This is a genomic window from Kutzneria sp. CA-103260, from assembly GCF_018263855.1.
GTDB lineage: Bacteria > Actinomycetota > Actinomycetes > Mycobacteriales > Pseudonocardiaceae > Kutzneria.
This window is the reverse complement of the sequence record NZ_CP073318.1, coordinates 11,517,654-11,533,352: the sequence shown is the minus strand read 5'-3', so window position 1 is coordinate 11,533,352 and position 15,699 is coordinate 11,517,654. Positions and strand designations below refer to the sequence as shown.

Annotated in this window: 12 protein-coding genes and 3 pseudogenes; 5 read left to right on the top strand and 10 right to left on the bottom strand. The window is 66.6% G+C overall.

Features of this window, described 5'->3' with window-relative positions:
- Window positions 1–133: 133 nt before the first annotated feature.
- From JJ691_RS51635 to JJ691_RS51620, 4 genes are all read right to left on the bottom strand, one after another.
- On the bottom strand, window positions 134–1,108 hold the full coding sequence (locus JJ691_RS51635) for a Wadjet anti-phage system protein JetD domain-containing protein (protein WP_211766647.1): 975 nt from the start codon (window positions 1,106–1,108) through the stop codon (window positions 134–136).
- Between the two features lie 55 nt (window positions 1,109–1,163).
- Window positions 1,164–5,510, bottom strand: a complete 4,347-nt coding sequence (locus JJ691_RS51630; RefSeq protein ID WP_211766646.1) for a hypothetical protein — start codon at window positions 5,508–5,510, stop codon at window positions 1,164–1,166.
- Between the two features lie 68 nt (window positions 5,511–5,578).
- Window positions 5,579–6,253, bottom strand: a complete 675-nt coding sequence (locus JJ691_RS51625) for a hypothetical protein (RefSeq protein WP_211766645.1) — start codon at window positions 6,251–6,253, stop codon at window positions 5,579–5,581.
- Window positions 6,250–7,800, bottom strand: coding sequence for a hypothetical protein (locus JJ691_RS51620; RefSeq protein ID WP_211766644.1), 1,551 nt, complete (start codon window positions 7,798–7,800; stop codon window positions 6,250–6,252). The genes JJ691_RS51625 and JJ691_RS51620 overlap by 4 nt, the downstream gene beginning before the upstream one ends.
- A 192-nt stretch (window positions 7,801–7,992) precedes the next feature.
- On the opposite strand from JJ691_RS51620, the pseudogene JJ691_RS51615 reads away from it, so the two are divergent.
- Window positions 7,993–8,187: pseudogene (locus JJ691_RS51615) on the top strand (MBL fold metallo-hydrolase); the annotation flags it as partial.
- Between the two features lie 48 nt (window positions 8,188–8,235).
- Here the strand turns inward: JJ691_RS51615 and JJ691_RS51610 are convergent.
- Window positions 8,236–9,234 (bottom strand): hypothetical protein, encoded by a 999-nt coding sequence (locus JJ691_RS51610; RefSeq protein ID WP_211766643.1) that lies wholly within the window; start codon window positions 9,232–9,234, stop codon window positions 8,236–8,238.
- Between the two features lie 271 nt (window positions 9,235–9,505).
- Window positions 9,506–10,771, bottom strand: coding sequence for an ATP-binding protein (locus JJ691_RS51605; protein WP_211766642.1), 1,266 nt, complete (start codon window positions 10,769–10,771; stop codon window positions 9,506–9,508).
- A 119-nt stretch (window positions 10,772–10,890) separates the two neighbouring features.
- Here JJ691_RS51605 and JJ691_RS51600 point away from each other — a divergent pair.
- Window positions 10,891–11,082, top strand: a pseudogene (locus JJ691_RS51600) (MBL fold metallo-hydrolase); the annotation flags it as partial.
- A 77-nt stretch (window positions 11,083–11,159) separates the two neighbouring features.
- Here the strand turns inward: JJ691_RS51600 and JJ691_RS51595 are convergent.
- Entirely contained in the window at window positions 11,160–11,630 is a 471-nt protein-coding gene (locus tag JJ691_RS51595; RefSeq protein WP_211766641.1) for a type II toxin-antitoxin system VapC family toxin, read from the bottom strand.
- The gene (locus JJ691_RS51590; RefSeq protein WP_211766640.1) at window positions 11,620–11,889 is read right to left on the bottom strand and encodes a type II toxin-antitoxin system Phd/YefM family antitoxin; all 270 of its coding nucleotides are present in this window, start codon (window positions 11,887–11,889) and stop codon (window positions 11,620–11,622) included. The genes JJ691_RS51595 and JJ691_RS51590 overlap by 11 nt, the downstream gene beginning before the upstream one ends.
- Before the next feature lie 59 nt (window positions 11,890–11,948).
- On the opposite strand from JJ691_RS51590, the pseudogene JJ691_RS51585 reads away from it, so the two are divergent.
- The 3 genes and pseudogenes from JJ691_RS51585 to JJ691_RS51575 form a co-directional block, all read left to right on the top strand.
- Window positions 11,949–12,143: pseudogene (locus JJ691_RS51585) on the top strand (MBL fold metallo-hydrolase); the annotation flags it as partial.
- A 178-nt stretch (window positions 12,144–12,321) separates the two neighbouring features.
- Window positions 12,322–12,795: a hypothetical protein gene (locus JJ691_RS51580; RefSeq protein WP_211766639.1), complete on the top strand. Its 474-nt coding sequence runs from the start codon at window positions 12,322–12,324 to the stop codon at window positions 12,793–12,795.
- A 796-nt stretch (window positions 12,796–13,591) separates the two neighbouring features.
- A complete protein-coding gene (locus JJ691_RS51575; RefSeq protein WP_211766638.1) occupies window positions 13,592–14,614 on the top strand; it encodes a hypothetical protein in 1,023 nt (340 codons plus the stop codon).
- A 148-nt stretch (window positions 14,615–14,762) separates the two neighbouring features.
- Here JJ691_RS51575 and JJ691_RS51570 read toward each other — a convergent pair whose 3' ends face one another.
- Both JJ691_RS51570 and JJ691_RS51565 read right to left on the bottom strand, forming a co-directional pair.
- Entirely contained in the window at window positions 14,763–15,167 is a 405-nt protein-coding gene (locus JJ691_RS51570; RefSeq protein WP_306291345.1) for a type II toxin-antitoxin system VapC family toxin, read from the bottom strand.
- Window positions 15,160–15,438 carry a type II toxin-antitoxin system Phd/YefM family antitoxin gene (locus tag JJ691_RS51565; RefSeq protein WP_211766637.1) on the bottom strand — a complete coding sequence of 93 codons (279 nt, stop codon included), beginning with the start codon at window positions 15,436–15,438 and terminating at the stop codon, window positions 15,160–15,162. Before JJ691_RS51565 ends, JJ691_RS51570 begins: the two co-directional genes overlap by 8 nt.
- Window positions 15,439–15,699 lie beyond the last annotated feature (261 nt).

Below are 15,699 nucleotides of genomic sequence, written 5' to 3'. Positions count from 1 at the left end.
GCCCACATGCCTCAGCACGTCATGTTGCCGGTCGTTCAACTTGTCCCAACGACGCACGTTCAACGCCCTCCCTGAGCTCAAGGGAGTTCCAGTCATACCACTGTGGCTGGCGTCTCAGGCCAAGGACGCCGCGTCAAAACCAATCCTTCTTGGCGGTCGTGTCCCGAAGGAGCTCGAATCCGACGTTCTCCTGGACGATCCGGACACCAGCAACGAGTACGGCGGTGATCGGGTCCGCCAGTGGTGCTCCCACCCATTCCCGAGTCCAAGCGAGCAGGTCCTTGCCCGACCGACGGCTGTCCCTACGTCGTTGGTCCGCGCCGATCGTCATGGCAAGGCGATAAAGACCTCGCGCCGGGAGAGCTTCGGGGAAATCCAGCATGGCGGCACGGTCGTGAGCCAACCGAGCAGCCTGGAAGCCGCCGGTGTCGACGTCGCCGAAGTACCGGCAGCGCGTCGGATGTTCGCCGGCAGCGGCCAGTGCCAGCAGCCTGGTGCCAACCTGCAGGCCGGCTCCCCAGATGATTCGACCTTGGAAGTTCTGCTGTCTGGCGACACGACAGATCGACACGTAGGTGGTGTAGTTCTCGACGATTAGCCAGTCACCGGGACCCAGCACGCATTGCTCGACCGGCGGCCAGCATGGCTCACACTCGAGCAGCTCGAAGGTAAGCCGCCCAGGGCCGAACAGCGGACCGAACACCCAGCTCTCGAGCGCCTTCTCGTCGTCGAGGATCTCCAGCGACCGTTCGCGCAGCGGCACCACCACGTTTCGCCGATGCGGCAACCACGCGTTCACCGCGCTCAGCAGCCGACGCTCAGCCGGGGCCAGCTGGCCCTCGTCATCGGCGACAGCCGCCCAGGCCAGGTCGGCATGCCACACCACCGCTTCCCTGGTCTCCACCAGCGGTCTATGCCGCGCCGGCCGCTGGATGTACGCCGGCAGCGCGGGTCGGGTGGTCGAGTCGAACCGGGTTTTCGGCAGCTCGACCCGGCCGTCTGCGGCGAGCGAGGTGATCGCCGACATCACACGCGACCGCCAGTGGACGGACGCGGATGCGGTGCGGTCGACAGCTGCCGCGGCAGTGAGCACCGTCTCCAGCGGCACGCGACGCCGAGGGTAGGCATCGACGGCGTCAGCGATCGCTTTGACGAGAGCGGGGTCAGGGTTCATCGCGGACCGAGATGACGACGTCGACGACTTGGTCGCCGGTGAAGGAGTTGTCGGCGTCGCCACGGACATAGGCACGGCCAGGACGGGTCGCCGACAGCCTCTTGTGCATCGCCGCGATTCGGGGAAACGCCGTTACCGCACCGAGATCGCCAATGCCGGTCCAGAACACCAGCTGCACGCCGCTGGCGTCGGCGACCCGGCGCTGCAACTCCAGGAACGGCAGATAGTTCGCCTTTCCGAGCGGGTTGTCCAACGGCAGCACACCGCCGGTGTTGCCGGCCTTCGCGCCGGACCGCTGTTCGGCGCGAAGCCGGGCCATCACACAGAACAACACCAGCGACGCGGTGAGATTCTCCCCGCCCGACCACTTCCGCATCTCCTCGACCGGCGTGCGGCCGGTCGGCTGATCCGGTGCAGGCTTCAACACGGTGGCCCGGAATCCCTCCACGACCGATGCCTCGCTGGCACGCCACAGCAGCTCGACGGGCTCGATCTCGACCTTGCCCGCCCGCACCATGCGGTCGACCAGTTCGCCGACGCGCAGGACGACCTGGTCGCGAGAGGGCCGCTGCCGGGCCTCGACGACAAGGAACCGCTGGTGCTCCCAGGGACCGATCCCGCCAGGCAACTCCGACAACGTCGACGCTCGACGCAGCACGCTGAGCGATTCGTCGACCAGGTCGGCCAGACGGTTGACGACGTTGGCCTTGTGCTCCTCGACGTGCTTGAGCTGCTGGCCGATCGCCCGGCCCCGCATTTCGAGGTCCTCGGTCAGCTCGGCGGCCCTGGCCGCCACGCGCTCGAACACGGAGTCACCGCGAAACAGTTCGCGCAGCATCCTGACGGCCTGGCTGTGCTCGTCCTCGCCCACGACAGCGAACCGGTCGCTGTCGGCCCATTTGCGCAACTCGTCGGCTCGCTGCGAGCGCGCCGACGTGGCGGCGCTGTGCGCGCTGTCGACACTCTCCTGTTCACTGACCATCCGCGCGACCAGGTCGCGAATCTCGTCCTCGTCATCAGGCAACGTCATCACGGTGGACTCGGCCGGCTCCACGTCGCGCAGACGATCCGCCTGGTCCCGCAGCATGCGACCCCGGATACGAGCTCGCGCAGCGGCCGATTCGGCTTCGTCACGATCACGTTCCAACTGGCCGACCCGAATCTGGATCGTGGTGGCCTCCTCGTCGGCCTCCGCGGCCAGCCGCTGGGCCTCCGCTCGGTCGGCAACTTCATAGACCTGGTCGGTATGCCGCACCCGGCCCCGTGGCGTGGCCGCATCCAGCTCGTCCCGCGCCACGCGGTACTCGGCCTCGGTGCCCCCGATGCGTTGGTTGGCCTCGTCCAACTTCGACCGCGCGACGGCAGCCGACTCGGCTCGCAGGTCGGAGTCGGCACCGGCGGGGGTCGCGGCCAGCATCTCGGCTTCGGTCCTGATCGGCTCGTCGTGACGCTGCCATGAGGCTGCTGCTGCGGCAACGGCGCGTTCCGACTCCCCAACCGCGCGGCGCAGCTCCCCTTCGGGAAAACGCTCGCGCAGCAGCTCCTCGCTCCTGGCCACAGTCGATTCCGCTGCCTCGACGCTGAGGTCGGTCATCGTCGCAACATCCGGCAACGTCGCACGCCGGGCACGCCAGTTCCGACTTGTCGCCTTGAGCCCGCGCAACCTGCCTCGAATATCCTCTATCGCGCCGTCCGCGTCGCGATAGCGCACCTCGGCGGCCTCTTCTCGTTCCCTTGCTACCCGGCGCAGCCCGGGTATCGCAGCCAGCCTCACCGTCGCCGGCTCGATGACCTGCTGGTTCTCCTCGTCCAACGCCCGCACCCGGCCCAGGTCGCCCTGCAACCGAACTCGGACGACCCGCAGCTCACCGAGCCGCTCGCCGATGTCGGCGCGGCGATTGCCCAACTCCCCAACAAGCGTTTCGGCGGTTTCCTCCGCTGTGATCGCCTTGGCGACGGCCTGCGCCGCCGCCGTTTCCCGTTGGCCGAGGCCAAGCAGGCCATCCTCGGGCAGATCCGCGAGCCACGCGCCGATCCGATCAGCGAGCGTCGCGTCGGCCAACCGCCGCTGGTCCAGCTCGGCCAGCTCGTTTCGCCGCCGCCCAAGCCGCTCGTTGCGGCGGTCGAGCTCAGCACCGGCGGCGGCCACGTCGTAGCGGGCCGCCGCCGGGCCGAGTACCGCCTTCGCCTGGGCCTGATCGCGGAACACCGACGCCGGCGACACCGCCACGACGTCGTCGATCTCGACGTCGATTCGGCTGACGGCTTCAGCGGCGTCGCCGTAGACGATGACGCCGTCGACAACGTCCGGCAGCTCGGCGATCCGGTTCCGCCGTTGGTCAGCCGGCACATGCTTGGCCAGGTACTGCCAGCCTGGGTGGGCGGTGATGCCGACCGCCCCGAAGGCATCGACCACTGCGGACACGCCCGGCCTGGGTGGCAGCAGTCCGGTGGCTTCCAGCGCCTGAACGGCGCGCTCGTCCTCGGCCACTGCGGCGCGTGTCTCGATCATCGACACGTCGGCTGCCGCAACGGCTGTCCGCAACGAGACGACCGCTTCATCCGCGCTCACCGCGAGATCGACGGACTCGGTCTGGAGCAACGCACGGAGCCGTGGGCTGTCACCGATCTCCGCTGCGCGCCGCTCAAGGCGAGTCAGCTCCCCGCGAAGCTGGCGGTGACGATCGGTCGCGCGCCGGTTCGCCTCTCGTGCCTCCTTCCGCCGCTTGGTTGCCTTGTCGAGCTCGGTGTCGAGTTCTTTCTGCTCGCCGGTCAGCCGCTTGATCGAACCCTCGGTCGTGCCCAACGAGGTAGTCAACCGGATTACTGCGACGTCGATGCGCTCTCGTTCAACGAGCAACCCGTCGGCGGCTGCGGCGTTCGTCTTCGCCGTGAACCGGTCGATCACCTGGTTGAGACCATCCTGCTCGGCGTCGAGCCGAACCTGTTCTTCGTGCCGGGCGCGACGCTCCCGTTCAGCGGCAGTCTTGCTTCCCTGGGCAGCACTCAGCTCGTCCGTCAGTGCCTCGATAGAGGCGTCTGCTTCGGCCAAGGCAGTGTCGAGCGCTCCGGCGAGCACGGTCTTGGCTTGCGTAACAGCGTCCACCAGCGGACGCGCATCCGTGGCCGCGTCCCCCAGTGCCGCGCTGCGCACCTTGAGTTCCGCTCGAGCCGTGGCCAGCTCCACCAGGTCGGCCACCGCGCCCCAGGCCTCGGCCTCGACGCTGAGGCGGGCCGCAGCGTCCTTCGCCGCCGAAAGCCCCTTCTCCGCAGCCCCGAATCGGAATCCCGCCGCCAGCCGGAGGTACTCGGCACGCCGTCGCCTTGCAGCGTCGACCGTGTTCCGCAGTTCTCGGTGGCTGGCCTCGATGTCCTTGTGCAGTTGCGACGAGGTCTTATGGGCCAAGTCGGCCGCCGCGACGGCATCCAGGAGCGCCCGCTTGCACCCGGCGGTGATCCCGCGGCGGGTGTCTCGGACGGTCGTGGTCGTAAGGACTCGCTCGTGTGCTTCGCCGAGCTTGCCCACAAGTGAACGTGCCTGCGCACAGAACTCGCGCTCGACGAGGTAGACGGGTCGCTTCGCGATTTCCACGGCGGTGTCGGCCAGCAGCTCGCGGACCGGCTGCACGCGCTCGCGATCGGCAACGAACCTGAGCAGATAACGGACGAAGGCACCGGGGGAGTCGATGCCGGAGAACAGTCCGTCGATACCGCCCTCGGCCGCGTTGACCTCGGTGAAGTACTGGAACAACTCCGGGTCGAACCGGCGCTCGCGCAACGCGCGGTGCCACTCCGCGATGCTGTGGTCCGCGACGACGGCGTTCACGCCCTTCGTAGCCAGCATCCGCACGTGCGCGCGGAACCTCTCCCGGTCGTACTGGCCACGTGTCCGCAGCGTGAAGGGCAGGTCATCCAGCGTCGAGCCGTCGACCGCCGGGTCTGGGCTCACACACCACCACGAACGCCGCAACCGGTCCTTCGCCACGCCGTTGTAGTCGCGGGGTCGAGCTTTGCCGTCCCACTCGTACACCGCGCCAGTGAGCAGCACCTGGCCGATTGGGTCGATCCACTCGGCGACCACATGGGCCGTGTCGCCACCGAGCACTAGGTCCTCCAGGGTCCGCTTCTTGGTGCGGGTGGCGAGGAAGTCCCGGCGATCGGGCAGGATCAGCGCGAGCAGTAGCGACAGCATCGTCGTCTTGCCGGCGCCGTTACGCAGCCACACGATGGAGTCTGCCGGGTTCCCAGCACGGTCGGTAAGGTCGACCGTCAGATCCGAGAACCGGTTGTCCGCAACCCCGATCGAGTCGAGGTAGAGGCGGCGCAGGCGGAACACTCACATCACCGTGCCGTCGTCGGGTCCGGCCGACAACACGGTGAGCACGCCGAAGACGACTGATTCAGTCACCTCGGCGATGCCCATCCGGAACCGGTCGTTGAGCGCGTAGGCCACGCCCCTGTCGTCTTCGAGCGCCGTCTCCCGTCTGCCCGTCCTTGTGCCACGAGAAACTCCAGTGTCCGCTGCACGTAATCACGCTGGCAGTCGCGGCGGTAGCCACCATGTGCGGACGGCAGCACCTCGGGCAGGTCCAGCCAGATCCGCGCCGCCTCTCCCAGTTGCCGGTCCATCTCGTCATCGGCTTCGGCGGCCGCATCGGTCACGGCCGCAGCGTGGCGGGTCAGAAAGCGCTCCAGCTCGGCGGCTCGTACCGTGGGGTTGGTTGCGTCGACCAAAGCCTCTCCGTTGGGGTAGGCGTACGCCACCAACGCGACTAATACCAGACCGAAGCACCGCCGGTCCTGGAGCTTGTGCTGCGCCCTGATGGGGAGTCCGCAGTTGTCGAGGGTGACCGCGAATGGCCCGTCGGGGCGTCCGGCGACCAACAGACCGAGCGGGGTGGGCACTCGAACGTCCAGACCGAGGCCGTCGGCGAGACGGCCGACGATCTCGGCGAACTCGGCGTCCGTGCGGTACTTGTCGAGCAGGACCTGATAGTGGCCGTCTCCGGTGGGCCGCTCCCGAACGCTCAACGCGTAGCGGATGAGCCGCGCCGCGGCAGTCACGTCGCTCAGGTTCATGCCACTCCCCTGCTCTCCTCATCGGCGTCGAGCTGGTCCAACGCGGCCGGCGTGGCGAGCAAAAGGTCCGGTCCGTCGAACCGCTCGTCCACCAGCACCGCGCCGCGATCAACCGCGACCAAGGCGGTGACCGCTGCGGCGAGATCCGCCCGGTGTGGGCGTTCATCAGCACCAGATTCGCCACCGGCCACGAACACGTAGAGCGCCGCGCCCCACATGATGTCCAGTAGCCGCAACGAATCGGCCACATCACCGGATCTCGTCCGCGCTGCGGCGAGCAGTTCCGAGAGCTGTGTCGGCCGTTCGGCCGCAGCGGCGAGGATCTCCGCCGCGCAGGACGCGATGTCGTCAGGAATCGAGTCACCGATGGCTTCGCCCAGATCACCCGGGTCGTCGGGCTCAGGGTCGCGTTGGTCCCTGGTCAGGGGCTCCCGCAGCAGCTGTCTGGTCAGCTCGTCGATTCCCCACTGCGCTGGCACACGTGGCGGAAACCCGCCGGCGACAAGCGTCTCCGACAACGTCGCGAGCTGGTCGTCGGCGACTGCCAGCGCCGGGACAAGGAGGTCGTTGGCCAGATCGACCGCAGCCGCGAGGCCGCGTGGTTGGAATCGCTGGGTCTCTTGAGCCGCGAGGAACACGGGGATCGCTCGGGTCACGTGTCGTTCAAGACGCAGCCAAACGTCCTCTCCTCGGCGGACTTCCCGGGCAATGTCGCGGCACGCCGCCGCCGCGGCATCGTCTTCACTCGCACGCTCAGCCAGGTCGCGGAGTTGGCGATCCTTCTCGATCTGCTGCGTGATCTGCGACATCACACCATCCAGCCAGGACGGCATCTCACCGTGCCAGTCGACGCTGCGGACGTCACGCCGGGTGTCGTCCAGCTTCTCCCGCAGGCTGGCGGACAGCCCCTGCGCAGTCCGGGTCGCCTCCCGGGCCGTGGCCAGGGCCTTGTCGAACTCGCGGGCCTGCATCTGGATCTCGACAAGCAGTTTGAGGGCCAGCGCGCGGTCGGCCAGATCCGAGTTAAGCGCCTGGAGGAAAAGCACGATCGCCGGATCGGTGGCTGTAACGGTGGCGCCGTCCTCGCCTTCACCAAGCCGGAGCAACCGGAACCGGAACGGGCGCGGCTCGCTCCACGGTTCCTGGTCGGCAGCTGGCTCGCGCCAGACGGCTTCGTGCGGGCGACCGTCGTTGAGCATCGTGGCCAGCACCAGCTTGGCGATCTTCGTCCATGGCCGCGCCGGATCGCCCGGGTTCATCCGCCGGCTGAGTTGTGTCAGGTGGTCGACGATGCTGTCCGGGCTGACCGAGCCCTCCAGGCTGGCTTGGTTGAGCACCACGTAGTCGATCAGGCGCAGCACCAGCTGGGCCAGGTCGTAGCGGCGGTGGTCGAAGTCAGCACGCGGCGCAGCGCGATTGAGCAGATCGAAGACAGGTTGCAGCAGTTGTAGGGCCTGCCAACGGCCATGCAGGTCGCCACCGTGATGGGCGTCGGCGTCGGTTGAGCCCGCCATGATCCCCCCTCCGGGTTCAGCATCGGTGCCCATTCGCGCCCCGGTAGCGTCGCGCCCCAGTCACTCGACGTTACTTGGACCAGACACAGCCTGGCTCCTCTCGTTCTTGACGATTCACCACAACCAAGCAAGGACACATCACTCTTCTCGGTGAATCCTGTAGTTCTGCGGTAGCCCTGCGTTGCGAAGTACGGCGGAGCCAAGATCGAGTATGTTCACCGCTGTGGTGATACGCTGTTTCCGGGTGGCGTGGGCAAGACCTCTTCGCCCGAGAACTTCACGTCGCTGGTGGACGACGTGCAGTCCCGGCTGTTCGACGCGCTGCCGGACGACACCTGGTTCTACCCGGGCCACGGCGACGACTCCACCCTCGGCGAGCAGAAGCCGCACCTCGACGAATGGCGTGCACGCGGCTGGTGAGTCTTTGACGAGTGGGCCACCTGAGGTCTGGGGTGGCCCACTCGACCGTCAGTCTTCGTATCGCTTTGTCACAACAAAAGCAGTGCCGGCGAGCACTTCTCCAACAGCAGTTTTCGCCCAGGCAGCCAGCACATCAGACTGCCCATCACTACGGTTCAACAGTTCGACGATCTCCGAGAGAGTAGGCGGCTCAGCCCTGACACAATCGAGTACCGGCTCGCCCGTGGCGCCACCGTACTCGTCCTCCGGGTCGTCAGGAACCCACCGGCATATCTCGACTTTCCAGCCGTCCCGCTGCCACCTGCCGCCCGGGATCGGCGCCAGGACATCGAGAAAGTACCGGTCTGCTTCTTCGTCGTACGGATCGTCAGTGATCTCGAAATCACTGACGAGCAACCGCGCTTCGCTGTTGGCGCACTGCTGGTGCGCAGCGAGAAGCAGCCGCATATCTGCGACGGCCCGGTCGAGGCGAGACTTGGATACCCCCTGCTCCAGGTCATTCAGTCGGTCGCGATCCTCTTGATCAAGTCCGACCGTTGACTCGCCAAAGTCCACAAACGGAGACTTGAAATCCCAAAAGCGGCGCTTCTCCAGTTCGGGTGGCGCTACTCCCTCGGTGTACTCGGCCAGTTCGTCTCGGAGACCACGAGCGTCGGCCTCCAACTCCGCGCTGATTGCCTTCCTGACGGGCTCCGGCACCGCCGCAACGGCAGCGTCCAGATCCGTCAGGGCCTGGTGCAGGAGCACCATGGCCATCTCGTACCACAGGCTGTGCGCCCCTTCGAGCAAGCTCGCCCGCGCATCTCGGCCCGTCAACGCGGCTAGATGCGCGGTCGGGTAGTGATCAAACCGGTCGCCCCGCTTGTCGTACACACTGACTGGCACCGTGGCGTAGGCGGAGATCCGGTTCAGCGCGTCGACGATCGGCGTGGCGAGTGCCAGATCGTCCACGCTCGTGACGGTGGACGACACGACTCCGGTCGACCCGCGGTAGGTGGCCAGGATCTGCACTTTTCCACGGCTGGCATGGTGCGAGTAGATGGTCACGGGTACGCCCCTTCAGCCGACGCCACCACGGGCAGGTCGGCAAGCAATGAGGAAGCTCAGTGAACGAGACGGTGGCGCAGGCGCGATCCAACGCTCCATGCCTCGGGAGAAAAACAGCGGTGGCTCAGGTCCGATCCCAAGCTCCATGCGTCACCGCCACCGTACAGACGATCCGGCCGGGGCGGCAACCATCACCACACATTCAGGGAACCACTCGACGACGCGGACGCCCAGCACACAGAGCCAGCCACCCGCGCCGGCCATGACGTTGTCAGTTGTCTGACCGCCACAGCGCGGAGACGGGAACCGCCCAGATGCGGTCGCCCAAAGGCAGGGTCTGGGAACCGGCATGAACGACCAGACCGGTCGTGAACCGACTTCCCAGCTTGTCCCGCAGCATCATCAGATGCTTGGCGTGCCGAGCCGTCGGCGTGCTGGTCAACTTGATCTCCAACCCAGCTAGCTCACCGGTACGTCGGTCTTCCGCGATCAGGTCCACCTCGGCTCCGTCACGGTCGCGAAAGTAGGACAGGTCCACGCTTCGTTCGCTCCAGGTCGCCTGCTTGAGCACCTCCGTGATGACGAAGGTCTCGAACAACGCACCCGCCGCAGTTCCGTCCGCGGCTGGAGCGAACGTCTGCTCGCCAAGCCCGCAGAGGTCAGCTGCGAGCCCGGTGTCCACAACCATGATCTTGGGGCGTCGCTTGGCCCTGTTGGTGATGTTGGTCGACCAAGCGGGCAACAACGTCACCAGATGAAGGGCTTCCAGCAGAGTGATGTAGTTCGATGCTGTCTCACGACCGACTTCAGCGTCACCCGCGATGCCCGAGACGACAAGTTCCTGACCGGTGCGAGCGGCCAGGAGCCGCAGTAGGCGACGCAATTCCGTCTCCAGGCGGACCTCGGCGATGGGACGGAGTGCCTCTCGCGACACGACGTCGTGCACATATGCCTCGAACCAGTTCCGACGCTGTCGTCCGGCCAAGCCCTCTGTGACGATCTCGGGATAGCCACCTTCCAGCAGCGTCCACACCAAGTCCGCACGGGGCAAGGCTTCGGTCCTCCCAGGCCAACTTGTCGGCTCGAACAGTTGGTCCAGGAACGTCTCCCGCACTCCGAGCCGCTCGCCCATCGAGAGCGGCCAGAGCAGCAACCGCCCAGCACGGCCGGCAAGTGTCTCCGACAGTCCTCGGTCAGCCAAGTAGTTGGTCGATCCGGTCAACAGCAACTGCCCTCGGGTGCGGTCCCGATCGGCCGCCTGCTTCACCGCGAGCAGAAACCCTCGTCCCGCGCGTTGGAACTCGTCGACCGCAGCCGGCCGCGGCAAAGCTTCGACGAACCCGACGGGGTCATCCGACGCCCGAGCCAGCACGGCCTCGTCGTCAAAGCTGAACCACGCATGCCCTGGCAGGTCGAGCAGGTCGCGTACCAGCGTGGTCTTCCCCGTCTGTCGCGCCCCACCCAGCAGCACAACACGGAACGACGAAAGCAGTTCAGTCACCCTGGGCGCTGCGTTGCGCTGTACCAGACCCGTCACAGCAGCCAGCCTAGCCGACAGAACGCGAAATCTCTAGCCGACAGAACGCGAGTCTGCAAGCCGCCAGATCGCGACACACCCGGCAGTATCCGTGATGCTGACGTGTTCACCGCAGTCGTGATTCACTGTTCCCCGGTGGCGTGGGCAAGACCTCTTCGCCCAAGAACTTCACGTCGCTGGTGGACGACGTGCAGTCCCGGCTGTTCGACGCGCTGCCGGACGACACCTGGTTCTACCCGGGCCACGGCGACGACTCCACCCTCGGCGAACAGAAGCCCCACCTCGACGAATGGCGCGCCAGGGGTTGGTGAACCGGCTCCAGTAAGTGGCCGTCTGAGACACCAGGCGGCCACTTAGCACTTGCTGAGCCAGGTGAAATCGCAGGTGGTCAGCCCCGATTCCCCTCGTGCTGGAGTATGGGGTGGTTGACCGGCACGATCGTCAGCAGCGTATCGAGACCGACGAAGTCCTTGGGATTCGTCGTGAACAAGGGCAAGCCCTCGGCGATGGCGGTAGACGCGATCATCAGATCCGCGAAGCGACCACGCGGCTTACGACCCGCTCCGATCACGGCGGCGGCAACGCGGCCGTAGATCCGCGCAGCTTCGGCGTCAAACGGAATCGGGTCGAACTCGTTCTCCACGCGTTGGAGAATCTCCAGTCGACGCGCCCGCTCCGCATGCTCGTCATACACGCTCTGCTCGTTGTTGCCGCGAACCTCGTGCGGACCGGCCGACAGTTCGGCCAGCGTGATCGCGCTGATCGCCATCTCATCGGGTAGTTCGTTCGAGTTGATCCACCTGCGCAAGATCACGATGTTCGTGTCGAGCAGCCCCTGCGCGTGGCGCTCACCGGTCATACGGGCTGTCCACCTCATGATCGACCGCAGCTTCCTGGTCCGCCCGGAAGGTCTCGATATCGACGCTGGGCGCGTTGCGAGACATCACGGCGAACTCCTGCCGAGGGACAAACCTCCTCCGGCGACGCAACGGGATCAACTCCCCGATCCGGTGGCCGTCGCGGGTGACCGTGAACGACTGCCCGTGCTCGACCGCGTCCATGATCTCCTTGGACCGGCTCCGCAGGTCGCGCTGGGTGATCTCGGGTTGGATCGGCATGCCATTGAGCATACCGGGGTGTGCCACACGGTGCTACCCGGTGGCATGCTCACCGCTGTGGCGATACCCTGTTTCCGGGTGGAGTGGGGAAAACCTCCTCGCCGGAGAACGTCACCTCGCTGCCGGACGACGTGAAGTCACGACTGTTCGACGCACTGCCGGACGACACGTGGTTCTACCCGGGCCACGGCGACGACTCCACCCTCGGCGAACAGAAGCCCCACCTCGACGAATGGCGTGCCCGCGGCTGTTGAGCAGACGATCGGGGCCGCTTACTACATGCGGCGGCCCGATCACCGTCATACACGCTGACAGGCAACGTGACCCGCGCAGAAATCCGATTCAGCGCCAGGACCACACCGGCATCACCATCGGTGAGAAGTACGACCGCGTGGACGGCCCGCACTACTACTACGGACGGCACGATCCGAAATGGCCGAAGAAGCACTGAGCCCCAGAGACCGGCGGCTGGCGCTGGTGCGCCGCAAAGAGGCGGAGCAGCTGCGGGGGCGGCTGCCGTTGCTGGAGACCTACGATTTCGCGGCCAGGGACGCGCTGCCGGCCTGGGCGTTGGAGGAGCTGCCGAAGATCGCGCGCACGACGGCTGAGCCGGACGCGAGGCTGTCCGAGAAGGCGCCAGATGTTCGTGGCTGGACAAGGGACTTCGTGCTGGCCTCCGGCATCGGTGACCAGTTCCTGGTGGCCACCGGCATCGAAGGCTACCGATGGCTGGAAGTGCGCATCCGCGGCGAGTCATGGCTGGACGAGCTGGTGGACGCGCTTGGCGAGGACTTGCGGCTGGTGTCGTCGGAAGTGTTGGTGGCGATCTACGCCGAGGAGTACGAGTATCAGGCGTTCTTGGCGACACCGACCCACCGCCGCGACGCGGACGGCATGATCGTCTAGTGGCTCGACTCGGAACCTCGACCCAGTAATTGATCTTCGCTGACGATAGGCGAGGCTGGTCCCGCAGGCCGACCGCGGGAGGTGGTTGTGGCTCGTCGACCCGGGGTGTTCGCCGGCAATCCCACCGCGTTCCCCGACGCCAGCTACCCGCATGCCCCACCAATGCATTCAACGACATCACCGACAGCACCAACGTCGCCAGGCCGTTCGGCATGGACTGCGGCGGTGACTACCAGTGCAACGACGTGTCCGACGGTGCCCCAACGGTCTGGCCGCCTTCTGACCGGCACGTCACGTCAGCCGGTGTCTACCGGGGTGACGCCCTACCGGAAGGACGGGCTCCGGGCCAGTTGAGTGGCCCCTTGTCGAGGAAGAGCGCGCAAGCGGATGCTGGCGCTAGACCACCACCAGTGGCGAAAATTTGATTTCCATTCTGTTTACCCTGATCATGTTCGTCCCCTGGCCGTCAATTTCGCTTCTCAGGACAGCAATCCTCTTGCGTCATTACGGATGATCAAGCTCTGCGAACAACCTGATCGATTACGGTTTGAGTGGCGACGACACTATCCGTGAACGGCCCCGCGTTCACAGGAAACCACGGGGATTCCGACAGTTAATGCCGAGGCCACCTGAGGGGCTGGTTGTCCGCGGACGGGCCCGCGAGTGCTGCCACCCGGACCACCAAGCCGGCCGAGCCGTCTGTGGGCGCGGCCCTGTTCCTGTCCTCGGAACCAACCACCTGGGCCCCATCGGCACCGGTTGACGTCGTCGGGGCCGAAACGAGAGGAGATGCGGCGTGCTGTACGAACGAACTCCAGCACCGATCGCCGCCGCCGTGCTCGCCATGGCCAGCACCTTGGTAGCTCCCGCGTTTGCCCATGCAGCCGATTCCCTGCCTCCCGGATGCAGCCCGTCCGGCGCCACCGTCACCTGCACCTACAACTACACGGGCGCCGCACAGACCTTTACCGTCCCCGCCGGAGTCACCTCCGTGAACGTCGATCTCCAGGGCGCGGCCGGTGGCTGGGGCTGCCCCCGCACTCCCGGAGGAGCTGGCGGCGAGGTCATGGCAACCCTGACCGGCCTCAGTCCGCGCCAGGTTGTGCAGGTCAACGTCGGTGGAGCCGGCGGAAATGCCAGTTGCCAGCCACCCCCCGCCACTCCGACCGCCGGTGCGGGTGGCTTCAACGGCGGCGGATCGGGCGGCAATTCCCCCATCGGGGGGTTCGACTACAGCCCTGGTGGTGGCGGCGGAGGCGCCTCCGACATCCGCTCCGGTTCCTTCGGCTTGGCCAACCGACTCATCACCGCCGCGGGCGGCGGCGGCGGAGGAGGACAGGGCGGAAGTGGACTGTTCGGCGGTGCCGGCGGTGCCGGCGGGCAGTACGGAACGGTCGGGGGAAACGGTACCAACGGCACCGATTCCTCTGGCGGGGGCGGTGGTGGTGGCGCGACCCCTACCTCGGCGGGTGACGGCGGTAACGGCGGTTACGGCGATGGCTGCTACGGGGCGCAAGGAGGACGCGGCAGGCTCGGTATCGGTGGCGCCGGTGGCGCTGGTGGCGCTCAACCCGAATCTCCCGCGTGCTACGCCGGTGGCGGCGGTGGCGGCGGTGGCTTCTATGGTGGCGGCGGCGGTGGAGAGGCCGGGCTCGCCACTGGTCAAGGTGGCGCCGGTCTGTCCGGCGCGGGAGGCGGTGGCGCGGGTTCCAGCGCTGGACCAAGCAGGACCGCGTTCATCCCCGATGCCAACACCGGAAACGGCTCGGTGACGATCTCCTACACCGAGGTCTCATCGAAGGCCGTAAACCAGGCATAGCTCCACAATCAACCGCACTGTACGGAATTCAAGCCTCGACGCTCACCACACACAAAGACCCAACCAGATTCATTCCCGTTGACGCCGGACACCATGGCGGCCGTCCGGCGTCAACCGCGGCGTGATGCCCAACGTGCCGGCCGCTGACTCACACGGCCACGACCTCGACCATGTCTTCCAGGCCCCTGAAGTCGGCCTCGTTGCGTGTGTACAGCGGAAGACCTCGGGCGGATGCGATGGCGGCGATCATCAGGTCGATCCGACGCGGCTTGGGATCACGCTTCGCCTCCAGCGTCAGAGCGACCAAGGTGCCGTACCGCGTCGCAGCGTCGGTGTCGAAAGGTAGCGGATCGAACTCGACAATGGCCGCGCCCAGCATCTCGGTCCGCGCCGCCCGCGCCGCAGCGTCCCTGGCCATCGCGACACCCTGATGCAGCTCGGCCATCGTGATCGCCGTGATCTCCGGAATTGCCGGCAGCGCCGCCGAATCGAGCGCAGCGAGGTCGATGTAGGCGCAGGTGTCCAGCACGCCGGACTCGTGACGCTCAGCCACGACCACGCTCCCACACATCGTCATCACCGACACGGTCCTCAGTGCCGAAGAACTCGTCCGCCTCCTGCCGCATGCGCGCGTGGTCGACCCGTGGCAGCTTCCGGTGCCGCTCGACCAACTCCTCGGCGGTCAGGCGCCGCCTGCGTGCGATGGGGCGCAGCTCCGCCACCTCAACGCCATTGCGGGTGACGTGGTACGTCTCGCCCGCCTCCACCGCATCCATGACAGCAGCGGAGTTGTTGCGAAACTCCCGCTGGGTGATCACCTTCACGGACACAGTGTAGCCCCATGTAGCACGACGGGCTACAGACTTCGCGGACAGCACGCGTGCGATCGACGGCGCGTCGAAAAAGGAGAAATCCTCCTGCCTTTTCGGACAGCGACGGAACGCGTAACAGGCAGGTCGCGGAGCACAACAGGCAGAGTCGCGCGCATTTCATTTCTTCTTACCCCAGGGCAGGTAAGGTCTCCGCGAGCACCAGCAAAAGGGGGTCCACAGCGTGACGGGATCCCCGTATTCGCCGGACCCCTG

Excerpts from the sequence above, each read along its gene's own strand:
- JJ691_RS51625 (WP_211766645.1), bottom strand. The coding sequence starts at position 6,253 with ATGAACCTGAGCGACGTGACTGCCGCGGCGCGGCTCATCCGCTACGCG.
- JJ691_RS51620 (WP_211766644.1), bottom strand. The coding sequence starts at position 7,800 with ATGGGCACCGATGCTGAACCCGGAGGGGGGATCATGGCGGGCTCAACC.
- JJ691_RS51595 (WP_211766641.1), bottom strand. The coding sequence starts at position 11,630 with ATGACCGGTGAGCGCCACGCGCAGGGGCTGCTCGACACGAACATCGTG.
- JJ691_RS51590 (WP_211766640.1), bottom strand. The coding sequence starts at position 11,889 with ATGCCGATCCAACCCGAGATCACCCAGCGCGACCTGCGGAGCCGGTCC.
- JJ691_RS51580 (WP_211766639.1), top strand. The coding sequence starts at position 12,322 with ATGGCCGAAGAAGCACTGAGCCCCAGAGACCGGCGGCTGGCGCTGGTG.